The organism is Patiriisocius sp. Uisw_047, from assembly GCF_047730165.1.
In the GTDB taxonomy this organism is placed as follows: domain Bacteria; phylum Bacteroidota; class Bacteroidia; order Flavobacteriales; family Flavobacteriaceae; genus Patiriisocius.
In genome coordinates this window covers 1,074,320-1,087,043 of sequence record NZ_CP159834.1, presented here as the reverse complement: position 1 = coordinate 1,087,043, position 12,724 = coordinate 1,074,320, and the positions used below count along the sequence as shown (strand labels likewise).

Annotated in this window: 8 protein-coding genes; 2 read left to right on the top strand and 6 right to left on the bottom strand. The window is 38.9% G+C overall.

Annotation, left to right across the window (positions count from 1 at the left end; genetic code table 11):
- Positions 1-52: 52 nt before the first annotated feature.
- From ABXT71_RS04820 to ABXT71_RS04805, 4 genes are all read right to left on the bottom strand, one after another.
- Complete coding sequence (locus ABXT71_RS04820; protein WP_415372718.1) at positions 53-799, bottom strand: succinate dehydrogenase/fumarate reductase iron-sulfur subunit; 747 nt, start codon at positions 797-799, stop codon at positions 53-55.
- Positions 800-805: 6 nt separating this feature from the next.
- Positions 806-2,821, bottom strand: a complete 2,016-nt coding sequence (locus ABXT71_RS04815) for a fumarate reductase/succinate dehydrogenase flavoprotein subunit (RefSeq protein ID WP_415372717.1) — start codon at positions 2,819-2,821, stop codon at positions 806-808.
- Positions 2,822-2,834: 13 nt separating this feature from the next.
- Positions 2,835-3,503 carry a succinate dehydrogenase cytochrome b subunit gene (locus ABXT71_RS04810; RefSeq protein WP_415372716.1) on the bottom strand — a complete coding sequence of 223 codons (669 nt, stop codon included), beginning with the start codon at positions 3,501-3,503 and terminating at the stop codon, positions 2,835-2,837.
- A 180-nt stretch (positions 3,504-3,683) separates the two neighbouring features.
- Positions 3,684-6,530 carry a WD40/YVTN/BNR-like repeat-containing protein gene (locus tag ABXT71_RS04805; protein ID WP_415372715.1) on the bottom strand — a complete coding sequence of 949 codons (2,847 nt, stop codon included), beginning with the start codon at positions 6,528-6,530 and terminating at the stop codon, positions 3,684-3,686.
- Between the two features lie 116 nt (positions 6,531-6,646).
- On the opposite strand from ABXT71_RS04805, the gene mfd reads away from it, so the two are divergent.
- Together mfd and ABXT71_RS04795 are read left to right on the top strand one after the other, a co-directional pair.
- A complete protein-coding gene (gene mfd, locus ABXT71_RS04800) occupies positions 6,647-10,033 on the top strand; it encodes a transcription-repair coupling factor (protein ID WP_415372714.1) in 3,387 nt (1,128 codons plus the stop codon).
- A 45-nt stretch (positions 10,034-10,078) separates the two neighbouring features.
- Positions 10,079-11,407 carry a TlpA family protein disulfide reductase gene (locus ABXT71_RS04795; protein ID WP_415372713.1) on the top strand — a complete coding sequence of 443 codons (1,329 nt, stop codon included), beginning with the start codon at positions 10,079-10,081 and terminating at the stop codon, positions 11,405-11,407.
- Between the two features lie 13 nt (positions 11,408-11,420).
- Here ABXT71_RS04795 and ABXT71_RS04790 read toward each other — a convergent pair whose 3' ends face one another.
- A complete protein-coding gene (locus tag ABXT71_RS04790; RefSeq protein WP_415372712.1) occupies positions 11,421-11,780 on the bottom strand; it encodes a YraN family protein in 360 nt (119 codons plus the stop codon).
- 2 nt (positions 11,781-11,782) lie between these two features.
- The gene (locus tag ABXT71_RS04785) at positions 11,783-12,688 is read right to left on the bottom strand and encodes a S66 peptidase family protein (RefSeq protein WP_415372711.1); all 906 of its coding nucleotides are present in this window, start codon (positions 12,686-12,688) and stop codon (positions 11,783-11,785) included.
- Between the last annotated feature and the right edge of the window lie 36 nt (positions 12,689-12,724).

Sequence of the window (12,724 nt, the reverse complement as noted above, 5' to 3'; positions counted from 1 at the left end):
CAGTTTTTGTGATTCGGGATTTTACATTTTTTAGAATTTTGTGCGCTTAGTATTATCCTTTTGCACTCGCCGCCATATACTCGCGGTTCATTCTAGCTATATTTTCTAGTGAGATTCCTTTAGGGCATTCCACCTCACAAGCTCCTGTATTTGTGCAATTTCCGAAGCCTTCCTTATCCATTTGTTCTACCATATTTAAAACACGTGTAGCAGCCTCCACTTGTCCTTGAGGCAGTAAGGCATATTGCGATACTTTTGCAGAAGTAAATAGCATCGCAGAAGCATTTTTACAAGCAGCGACACAAGCGCCACAACCTATACACGTAGCAGCTCCAAAAGCTTCATCCGCGTGTTCTTTTTCTATAGGTATCGTGTTTGCATCAATCGTATTACCCGATGTGTTTACAGAAATATATCCTCCAGCTTGTTGAATACGGTCAAAGGCACTACGGTCTATCATTAAATCTTTAATGACTGGAAATGCTTTTGCTCTAAAAGGTTCAATTATTATCTCATCACCGTCGTTAAACTTACGCATGTGCAATTGACATGTAGTAACTAAACGATCTGGTCCATGTGGCTCGCCATTAATCTGAAGAGAACAGCTACCACAAATACCTTCGCGACAATCGTGATCAAATACAACAGGCTCATCTCCTTTGTTGATTAATTTTTCATTCAATACGTCAAGCATTTCGAGAAAAGACATATCTCCGTCAATTCCATCAATAGGATATGAGACCATTTTCCCCATCGCTTTTGCGTTGGCTTGTCTCCATATTTTTAGGTTTAATTTCATAGCTTCTTATTTATATGACCTTGTCTTCAACTCAATATTCTCAAACAAAAGATCTTCTTTGTGTAAGACTGCATCTTTAGGCTCTCCTTTATATTCCCAAGCTGATACGTATTTAAAGTTTTCATCATCACGTAATGCTTCTCCTTTTTGTTCTCCGCTTAACTCTACGCTCTCTTCTCGGTAATGACCACCAGCACTTTCATTACGATCTAAAGCATCTTTTGCAAACAGCTCTCCTAACTCTAAGAAATCTGCTACTCGTCCTGCTTTTTCTAATTCTTGATTTAATCCATTTGCACTTCCTGGCACTTTTACATTTGCCCAGAAATCCTCACGCAGTTCAGCAATTTCAGAAATGGCGCTTTCTAAGTCTTTTGCATTTCTTGACATACCGCATTTATTCCACATGATTTTACCTAATTTCTTATGGTAGTAATCCACAGAGTGCTGTCCGCTTGCGTTCATTAACTTGTCAATTTGAGCTTTTACACCTTTTTCTGCTGCCTCAAACTCTGGAGTATCTGTAGGTATCTTACCTGTTCTAATATCTTTAGAAAGATAATCACCTATAGTATAAGGTAACACAAAATACCCATCTGCTAATCCTTGCATCAAAGCAGAAGCCCCTAATCTGTTTGCTCCGTGATCAGAGAAGTTTGCTTCTCCCGCAGCATATAAGCCTTCAACAGTGGTTTGTAAGTTATAATCAACCCAAATTCCTCCCATTGTATAATGTACCGCTGGGTAAATCATCATAGGTGTTTTGTATGGATTTTCATCTACGATTTTCTCGTACATCTGGAATAAATTTCCATATTTATTTTCGATAACATCACGACCTAAGTCGTATATTTCTTGATCTGTTGGATTTTGATTTCCATGAATTAATGCTTCTTCTTTTCCGTAGCGATTAATAGCACTCGCAAAGTCAAGATACACAGCTTCTCCTGTTTTGTTAACTCCAAAACCAGCATCACAACGCTCTTTAGCGGCCCTAGATGCAACATCACGTGGCACTAAGTTTCCAAAGGCTGGATAACGACGTTCTAAGTAATAGTCTCTATCTGCTTCAGCTAATTCAGTAGGCTTCTTTTTACCGTCTCTAATAGCCACAGCATCTTCCATGTTTTTGGGCACCCAGATACGTCCATCATTACGCAGACTTTCAGACATTAATGTCAATTTACTTTGATGATCTCCCGAAACTGGAATACAAGTAGGATGTATTTGTGTGTAACAAGGGTTTGCAAAGAAAGCTCCTTTTTTGTGCGCTTTCCAGCCTGCAGTTACATTACTACCCATCGCATTTGTAGACAAGAAAAACACGTTTCCGTAGCCACCTGTTGCAAGTACTACAGCGTGTGCACTGTGCCTTTCTATTTCTCCTGTTACTAGGTTACGGGCGATGATTCCTCTTGCTTTTCCACCAACCTTTACGATGTCTAGCATCTCGTGACGGTTAAAAGATTTTATTTTACCACGGTTAATCTGGCGGTTCATTGCGGAATAAGCTCCTAGCAACAACTGCTGTCCCGTTTGTCCTTTTGCATAAAAAGTTCTAGAAACTAAAACACCTCCAAAAGAACGGTTATCTAGTAAACCACCATACTCACGCGCAAAGGGAACTCCTTGTGCAACGCACTGATCAATGATATTTCCAGACACCTCTGCAAGACGATATACGTTTGCTTCTCTAGATCGGTAATCCCCTCCTTTTACGGTATCATAAAAAAGACGGTAGTTACTATCACCATCTCCCTGATAATTTTTTGAAGCGTTGATTCCTCCTTGTGCAGCAATGGAGTGCGCACGACGTGGAGAATCTTGATAGCAAAATGTTTTTACATTGTAACCCAGCTCTGCAAGAGATGCAGCTGCACTAGCACCTGCAAGACCTGTACCCACAACAATAACATCTATGTTACGCTTGTTTGCTGGATTTACAAGATTAATTTTATTTTTATAATTCGTCCACTTATCTGCTAAGGGTCCTTCAGGTATTTTTGCGTCTAATATCGACATAGCTTGATTAATTTTAGTGGATTAAATGTTGATTGAAGTGCAGGTATAGTGCAATAAAGATAAATCCCACTGGGATCACAATCGCATATACTTTAGCAAATTTTGTTAAGGCAACAGAATACTTGTTGTTGAACCCAACACTTTGAAAAGAGCTAGCAAAGCCGTGCCATAAGTGTATCGCTAACAAAACAAATGCGACCACATATAATCCCACTCGAATTGGATTTTCAAATTTATGAACCGTCTCCGCATAATATCTCGTCGGGTCTAGTGGATTTGACTCTATGTATTTATGAACTAATTCTGGAACCCAAAAGTCATAAAAGTGTAAGCCTAAGAATGCGAGAATTACGAGTCCAGAAATAATCATATTTCTCGATGCCCAAGAAGCATTTGCGCTTCCTTTGTATTTTGCATAACTAATTGCGCGTGCATTTCGATTGCGAAGCTCAAGAATAAAACCCATCACAAAATGAAAAACGACACCAAAAATCAATACTGGCTGAAGGGCAAATTGCACTAAGCCATTATTCCCCATAAAGTGGGACCAGCTATTAAAGGTGTCTGGGTCTAAGACCGAGGTTAAATTTATTACAAAGTGTTGTCCTAAAAAGAAAACTAAGAACAAGCCTGAAAGTGCCATAGCAAACTTTCTAGCAATAGAAGAGGATATCATTCCCATTATGGTGTGTTTTCAAAAATATGAATTACAAAAATACGGTACGAAACGCGTTCAAACAAGCATTCGTATTTGTTTGTTGGCAATTTAGAATTGTTTTAACTAACAAGAATGTGAAATGCCAGTTTAACGGCCTCGGAAATTTTAATGACACTTCATATTTCAGAAGAAAATTAAATCTTATCACTTTAACTCCAGCTTAGTCTGTGCAGATTTTCCACCCACAGAAAAAGAAATAGTATACATCCCCGCAGGCAAATAAGACGTTCCATTATCACCCGTCCAGGCTTTAACCTCAGCTTTTTCTAAGAGCTTTTTCCCTTTATCAGAAACGCTGGCGTTGTACGCTATTTTATTAAAGCCTTTGCTAACTTCTTTATTCCAGCTTTTTAATTCTTTTCCACTTTCTGAAGTAATGGTGATCGTCGCATTTCCAGCTGCTGGCGCGAACACATTGATATCCATGGACGGCTCAAAATAATCTCCGTATTGATTAAAACCAGTGGTTCCCCAACTTCTTGAAGCCCGTCCTGACTGCATCTCTGCCACCATCACATCGCTCATATTCGCTTCGGATATTTGCTGTAATAAAGAAATGTCTGCTGTATAAATAGAGCGCCCGTGTGTCCCCAAGACAAGGTCCTTGTCTCTTGCTTGTACCACTAAGTCGTGCACAGCGACATTGGGTAAGCCTTCACTAAAAGCCTCCCAAGATTGTCCTTTGTTGAATGAAACATACGCCCCATTGTCTGTCCCCAAATACAATACATTCTCGTTTGCTGGGTCTTCCCTAATCACGTTTACCGGTGATGAAGGCAAGTTGTTAGCAATTGAAGTCCAAGTCGCTCCATGATTGTCACTGCTATAAACATAGGACGTAAAATCGTCCCAGCGATATCCATTTAAGGTTACATAAACACGTTCTTTTTTATGACTTGAAGCAATCACACGACTCACCCATAAATCTTTAGGAAAGCTACTTGATATATTCTGCCAGTTACCTCCTCCGTTTTTAGTCACATGAACTAATCCGTCATCACTACCTGCGTATATTAACCCAAACTCAAACGGAGATTCACTAATGCTCGCTAATGTTCCATAGGCTACATTTCCTTGCTTTCCACCATTTGTTAAATCACCTGATATTGCCGTCCAATCTGCCCCTTGGTTCATCGAGCGCATTAGTTTATTTCCTCCTAAATATAGAATATCTTGATTGTGGCTGCTCAATAAAATAGGTGTTTGCCAGTTAAACCGGTATGGGCTTTCGCCAAGCTCGTGTTCTGGCTGAATGTAGGTTTGCTCATCTGTAGCTCTGTTCAATCTAAAGTAATTTCCAAACTGGAATCCTGTGTACACAATATCACTATCGCGATTGTCAATCTGAATTTGCATCCCGTCACCTCCCATAATAAACTTGTATGGATATTCTCCATTCTGCAGCCATCCAGGATTTTCAGTATTAGTGTGCGATCCTACCCAAACACCATTGTCTTGTAAACCACCATACACGTTATAAGGCTCTTCATTATCAACATTGATTGCATAAAACTGCCCTACTGCCGGCTGGTTATTCTTTATCCAATTTTCTCCATCATCATAACTTATGTTTACACCGCCATCGTTCCCATTAATTAAATGACCCGCCTTATTTGGGTTAATCCATAATGCATGATGATCTGCGTGTACATTACGTGCCGAAATACTTTTGAAGGTCTTTCCTCCATCCTTTGATTTTAAAATAGGGACTCCATAGATATAAATCCCATTCACATCATTAGGGTCCACATGTATTTTTCCGAAGTAATACCCATAACTATAATAAATCCCATCTAAGAAATCATCGTGTGTTTTAGCCCAAGTCTTACCACCGTCTGTACTTTTATAAACTTCTGTTCCAATAACAGGAGTGTCAAACAACATCGCGTTTGCATCTTCTAGATACGTTGCTAAATCTGCTGGTTTTACGGTTCCGCCACGCACCATTGCCTTTACGTTCTCTGCTTTATATTTTTCTTGAAAACCATTATTTTTTAAATAGCCATTTAATTTTTTATCATCTAGCACTAAAAACTGCGCAGCCGTCATTGTTTTAAATTGATCCTTAGACAGCTCATCATTAGCAGCTGGTTTATTGCCATCTTCTCTTCTAGCTTGATTGTCGTGTACAGCATATACTGTATGTGCATCAAAAACAGCAAGCCCAATTCTACCTACACCTTCGCCCGTTGGGAATCCACTTTCTGGTCCAGAAACCAAGTTCCAGCTACTACCGCCATCTGTGCTTTTATAGATGTGACTTCCTGCTCCGCTTCCTCGAAAATCCCAAGCCTTTCTATCCTTGTCCCACGATGAAGCAAACATTAAATTAAAATTATTTGGATCCGCATCCATTTCTATAATTCCGCTCTGGTCGTTTACAAAAAGTGTCTTGTTCCACGTTTTTCCACCGTCCATTGTTTTATAAACACCTCGCTCCTCATTTGTAGAATATAAATGACCCACTGCAGCCACCACTACTTCATTTGCATTTGCAGGGTTAATGATAATTTTTGAAATATGATGACTATCTGCAAGTCCCAAGTTAACCCAAGTCTTTCCATTATCGTTTGATTGCAATAAACCTATGCCAGCATAGCTTGAGCGAGATGAGTTGACTTCTCCTGTTCCTACCCAGATGGTTTTTGATTTCCAATGCACGGCTAAACTCCCCACATTTTGCGTCGGGCTACTGTCAAGAATAGGATCAAATGTGGTTCCATTATTCTTAGTGTGCCAGACACCTCCACTTGCATATCCTACATAAAACTCTGTTGGATTTTCTGGATTTACTGCAAGATCCACCACACGACCACTCATAATTGTGGGACCTATGTTTGTAAAAGGAAGGTTCTTAACGAGTGAATTTTCTGTCTGAGTTACTTTTTGCTGTAAGGCTTCTTCCACTTGTATTGCTTTTGTTGCGGGTTGTTGGGCAAGGGCTATTACAATAAAAAGTAAGGCTACAAGGGAAGAATAAAACGTTTTCATTTGGTGGGTTTTTAATTAGCAGTACAATGTAGGGAAATTAAGAAGTATTAACAATAGAGAAATATAAAGCGCTAAGGTTTTAAAACCTTTCAAGTTTGGATTACTTTTGCACTGCTATGAGCAAAACCCTTGTTCGATCCTTGTTCTCAAAGTCTGATGCTTTGAAAAAATTAAACTCCCAGCTTTTATCTGAAAGCAGGGACAACTGTGTGGTATCTGGTCTTGTAGGTAGCGCAGTTTCACTCATTATAGCTGAAACGTTCAAGGCAATCGACCTGCCTTTTTTGTTGATATTGAATGATAAAGAAGAGGCTGCTTATCACCTTAATGATCTTGAGAATTTATTAGGCGACGATAATGTCCTCTTTTATCCGGGAAGTTATAGAAGACCTTACCAAATAGAAGAAACAGACAATGCAAATGTCTTATTAAGAAGTGAGGTTTTAAATAGAATAAACTCTCGCAAAAAACCCTCACTAATTGTCACGTATCCCGAAGCGCTTTTTGAGAAAGTAGTTACAAAAAAAGAACTCGATAAAAACACCCTTAAAATTTCAGTAGGAGAAAATGTCTCTATAGATTTTGTAAACGAAGTGCTGTTTGAATACAAATTTAAACGCACAGATTTTGTCACAGAGCCCGGAGAGTTTTCGGTGCGTGGTGGTATCCTAGATGTCTTTAGTTTTAGCAATGATGAGCCGTATCGTATTGAGTTTTTTGGAGATGATGTAGACAGTATACGCTCTTTTGATGTCGAGACACAACTGTCTCTTGAGCAGTTGAAGAAGATTTCTATTATTCCAAACGTTGACGCTTCAACTACGCTCAGTGAACGACTTAGTTTTTTAGATTATATATCAAATAAAACTGTTGTTTGTCTTAAAAACGAAGAACTCTTAAGTGGAGCGATAGACAAGCTCTATGAGAAAGCAACAGACGCGTTTAATAAAACTGGAGGTGAAGTTAAAACAGCAACGCCTGTAGCATTGTTTTGTACTTCTAAGTTACTTAAAAAACAACTAAAGGCGTTTAAAAGAATAACGCTTGGGTCCTCTACGCTGCTCGGACACCAGGATAAAGTAGAACGATTTCCAAGCGGAGACGAGAAACGCATTACTTTCAAAACAAAACCGCAACCTTCTTTTAACAAGCAATTTAATCTGCTTATTGAAAACCTCAATCAGAACACTGCAGACGGGTATACTAATTACATCTTCTGTAGTAGCGAGCAACAAGCCAAGCGCTTTCACGATATTTTTGAGGACGCACAAGGACACGTTGACCAGTTTGAAACCCTTGTATTCCCATTATTTCAAGGGTTTATTGATTATGAAAACCGTAATATCTGCTATACAGATCACCAGGTTTTTGAGCGCTACCATAAGTTCAATCTTAAAAATGGCTATGCTAAAAAGCAGGCAATCACATTAAAAGAACTGACGAACCTTGAGGTAGGAGATTTTGTAACACATATTGACCACGGGATCGGAAAATTTGGCGGACTTCAAAAAATAGAAGTTGAAGGCAAAATGCAAGAGGCTATCAAATTGATTTACGGCGATAGAGACATCTTGTATTTAAGCATACACTCTTTACATAAAATTTCAAAATTTAATGGGAAGGATGGCACCACACCTAAAATATATAAATTAGGAAGCGCTGCCTGGAAAAAATTAAAACAAAAAACGAAGGCTAGAGTTAAACACATCGCCTTTAACCTGATTGAGTTGTATGCAAAACGACGTACTCAAAAGGGTTTTCAATATGATCCTGATAGCTATTTACAGCACGAGCTAGAATCTAGCTTTATGTATGAAGATACACCAGATCAATCTACAGCTACGGCAGATGTTAAGGCAGATATGGAGAGTGAACGCCCTATGGACCGACTGGTATGTGGTGACGTAGGTTTTGGAAAAACAGAAGTGGCAGTTCGTGCCGCTTTTAAGGCGGTTGATAATGGCAAACAGGTAGCTATTTTAGTGCCTACCACCATATTGGCATTTCAACATTTTAATACGTTTACGGAGCGGCTTTCTGGAATGCCTGTTACGGTAGATTATCTCAACCGTTTTCGTACTGCAAAAGAGCGGCGCTCTGTTCTCGAAGGTTTAAAGGCAGGGAAAATAGATATTGTAATCGGAACGCATCAATTAGTGAGTAAGAGTGTCGAGTTTAAAGATCTTGGTCTCTTGATTATTGATGAAGAGCAAAAATTTGGTGTCGCAGTAAAGGACAAGTTAAAGACCATAAAAGAAAACGTAGATACACTTACATTAACGGCAACTCCCATTCCTAGAACGTTACAATTCTCCTTAATGGCCGCCCGTGATTTAAGTGTCATCACTACACCTCCTCCTAACAGACATCCCGTGGAGACTCACGTGGTTCGCTTTGGGCAAGAGCTTATTAGAGATGCCGTACGCTACGAGATTTCGCGCGGCGGACAAACATTCTTTGTCCATAACAGAATTGAAAATATTAAAGAGGTTGCTGGAATGATTCAGCGCCTAGTACCAGATGCAAAAATAGGAATTGGTCACGGGCAGATGGATGGTAAAAAGCTAGAAGCTTTGATGCTTGCTTTTATGAATAATGAGTTTGATGTTCTGGTTTCTACTACTATTATTGAAAGTGGATTAGACGTTAGTAATGCTAACACCATTTTTATTAACAATGCAAACAACTTTGGTCTAAGTGACCTTCATCAGATGCGCGGACGCGTAGGCCGAAGCAATAAAAAAGCATTCTGTTATTTTATCACTCCACCTTATTCTGCTATGACAGATGACGCTCGTAAACGACTTACTGCACTTGAGCAGTTTAGTGACTTGGGAAGCGGTATCAACATCGCGATGAAAGATCTTGAAATACGTGGTGCAGGAGATTTACTAGGGGGAGAACAAAGTGGCTTTATCAATGAAATAGGTTTTGAAACCTACCAGAAAATCCTTGCGGAAGCCATAGAAGAATTAAAAGATAAGGAGTTTAAAGATTTATACACAGAGGCTGAGCGGAACAGAGGACCACGCGCTTTTGTTAAAGAAGTCGTTATTGATACTGACTTTGAATTACTTTTTCCAGATGACTATGTTAATAATATTACAGAACGATTAAACCTCTACACAAAATTAAATGAGATTAAGGATGAGCCTGAATTATTAAAATTTCAGAAGGAATTAGAAGACCGTTTTGGAGAGCTTCCAGAAGAGGCCTTAGATTTACTCAACAGCGTCCGTATAAAATGGATCGCGATAAAAATGGGACTAGAGCGAGTGATAATGAAAAAGGGAGTATTTATTGGGTATTTTATAAGTGACCAACAGAGTGATTTTTACCAAAGTACCGGCTTTAGTAATGTGCTACAATTTATGCAATCTAATGCGCAACAGGTTAAAATGAAAGAGAAACAAACCCGTAACGGCTTGCGATTATTACTTAACATAGACAAAGTGAAGTCTGTAGGTCAAGTGCTGGCGGTGCTTGAGAAATTTTCGGCATAAGACCTGCTTAGCATTAGTGTCTATTTATTAAAAGAATTATCGAAGATGAAAAAAATATTAATTGGATTATTATTGTTCCCATTGCTCACCATAGCACAACAGACAATCACCGGTCATTTTGCTCCAGAAATGAGTTTTCAGTTTGGTATTCTGTATCGCATCGCGCCCGATAATGTGTTTTATGTGACGGATGCTAACATAGATGCAACGGGTACATTTGAGTTAAACATTAAAAATGCCATCACTCCAGGAATGTACCGTATCGTATACAACCTCCCTCAAGACCAACACTTTTTTGATTTTATTTATAGCGGTAAAGAATCTGTAGAATTTACTTTTAGTGCAGGTAATGAAATTACATTTTCTGCTTCTGAAGAAAACCAACTCTGGTCTGAATATTTACTGAAGAGCTTTCAGTTTACTTCGGAAATATCAGGTTTACTAACAAACGAAATAGTAAAAGAGAGAAAGATTGAGCCTGTTCTAGAAGCCCAGAAAAAATGGTTTAAAGATATCCTTATGCGCTCTGAAGGAATGATCGTTTACGAATTTATAAACGCTGTAAAACCATATCTAGATGATGATTATAATTCTTACGAGGCGTATGTAAAGAAAGCAAAAACCAAGTATTTTGATAATTTTAATTTCAATAATTCACTACTTCAAAATTCTGGATTGCCTCTAGAGCAAAGTATTAGATACATATTTAATAATGCAGATAGAGTAACACCTACTCCTTCTCGAAATGTAAATATTGATGCTGTCGCAAAAGTGATCTCAACAACAGATGCTACATATCAAAAACAATTATTGTCAAATCTTTGGGATTTTCTTAGCACTAATCAACTTGCTAAAGAAGCAAACCACCTTGCAGAGAAGCATCTCATTCCTATTTCTGAGCAATTAGGTGATACCGCACTTGCCACAAAATTGAGCACGTACAAAAACATTTCAATAGGTTCAAAAGCTCCTAATTTTTCTTGGCCAGAATATGAAGGTGATGCAACAACTGTTAAATACTTCCACGACCTCGAACCCGTAGAGCGCTATGTAATTGCATTTTGGAGTAGTCTGTGTTCACACTGTTTAAATGAGATTCCTCAACTTCATTCTAAAGTAGCGACAATGTCGCCTGGAGCTGTAAAAGTGGTCGCTATTGGTCTTGAAGACTTTGAAGCAGAATGGTCTCCTGTTGCTGCAAAATTTCCTTTATTTGTTAATGTGTTGGGTTTAAAAAAGTGGGATAATGAAATAGGAAACATGTATGATGTGACTGCAACACCTACCTATTTTATCCTAGATGCAGACAAAAAGATTATCGCGAAACCAGAAACATTAGAAGAAGTTTTTGAGGCTTTAGTGATTGAGAAGTAGATTCGGGTAGCGTTTAAAAATGATAAAAAGCGTTCTCAAAATGCTCCAGTTTTTCTGTAGTTTTATTTTTGAGAATGGCGATGATATCAAACCTCGACTCTAGTGCAATCTCATTTGAAACCAAATATTCATTTGCGGCTTTTATAAGTAATTTTATTTTTCCGGAAGTAACAAAGTCCTGAGGATCGCCAAAATAATCACTGTTTCTGGTCTTCACCTCAACAATAATAATCTCATCATTTTTCTTTGCAATAATATCTATTTCGGCTTTCTGGAACCTCCAGTTTCGTTCTAATATCTCATAATCATTCTTGACTAAATGCTTGGTTGCAAACTCCTCACCCCATTCTCCTAACTCGTTATGTGCTGCCATTTTTATGGATTATAGGTTACCTGAACTTCTTTTTCGGCTACAGAAAGTGTCACGGCGGCACCCATAACCAGCGCTCGATTGTCTTTCACATGTCCCACCGGAAAGTTATAACAAACGGGATAGCTATAGGCAGATACTGCGGCTGCAATAATCTCATTTGCTGTTTGCCCATAAGGAACTGTATTGTCCCGCATATCACTCATCCCTCCTACTATCAGTCCAGCAATCTTAGCCAGTATTCCGCGGCGTTTCAGGTTTTGCATCATCCTATCTATATGGTATAACATCTCGTCCAGGTCTTCTATAATGAGTATTTTACCCGTAAAATCTACTTCAGAGGTACTACCTAAAATAGCATACAAAACAGATAGATTTCCACCTATCAAGATTCCTTTTGCTTCTCCATTCCTGCGGAAATTTTCTCCAACAGCACTGTGAGTAATGCCTTTAAAATTTCCAGAGAGAATACCGCGTATCGTGTCTCTAGATTCTTGGGTGCGATTGTCAAGTTCGAGACACATCTGCCCGTGAATAGAGGTAACTCCCAAGCTACACAAATGATTATGTAACACCGTAATATCGCTATAGCCTATAAGCCATTTGGGGTGCTTTGCGAACTTAGTAAAATCAAGACTGTCCACAATTCTCACGGTACCGTAGCCACCACGAGCGCACCAGATAGCAGCAATGGAGTCATCATCCATCGCCCATTGTAAGTCTGCGCTGCGCAAGCCATCATCTCCCGCAAATTGATTTTGTGAAGCGCCAATGGTCTTACCCAATTGGACTTTGTATCCCCAAGATTGTATGATTGCAATAGACGGTGCTAGCTCGTCTTGTCTAATCTTTCTAGCCGTAGAAAGGATCGCAATCGTATCACCTTGTGTTAGATATTTTGGAAAATTCATTCGTTTTTATTTTCATACGAAAAATACTAAAAATTA

Bases quoted from the DNA above. Each gene is read 5' to 3' on its own strand.
- ABXT71_RS04820 (WP_415372718.1), bottom strand. From the start codon at position 799: ATGAAATTAAACCTAAAAATATGGAGACAAGCCAACGCAAAAGCGATG.
- ABXT71_RS04815 (WP_415372717.1), bottom strand. From the start codon at position 2,821: ATGTCGATATTAGACGCAAAAATACCTGAAGGACCCTTAGCAGATAAG.
- ABXT71_RS04810 (WP_415372716.1), bottom strand. From the start codon at position 3,503: ATGGGAATGATATCCTCTTCTATTGCTAGAAAGTTTGCTATGGCACTT.
- ABXT71_RS04805 (WP_415372715.1), bottom strand. From the start codon at position 6,530: ATGAAAACGTTTTATTCTTCCCTTGTAGCCTTACTTTTTATTGTAATA.
- mfd (WP_415372714.1), top strand. From the start codon at position 6,647: ATGAGCAAAACCCTTGTTCGATCCTTGTTCTCAAAGTCTGATGCTTTG.
- ABXT71_RS04795 (WP_415372713.1), top strand. From the start codon at position 10,079: ATGAAAAAAATATTAATTGGATTATTATTGTTCCCATTGCTCACCATA.
- ABXT71_RS04790 (WP_415372712.1), bottom strand. From the start codon at position 11,780: ATGGCAGCACATAACGAGTTAGGAGAATGGGGTGAGGAGTTTGCAACC.
- ABXT71_RS04785 (WP_415372711.1), bottom strand. From the start codon at position 12,688: ATGAATTTTCCAAAATATCTAACACAAGGTGATACGATTGCGATCCTT.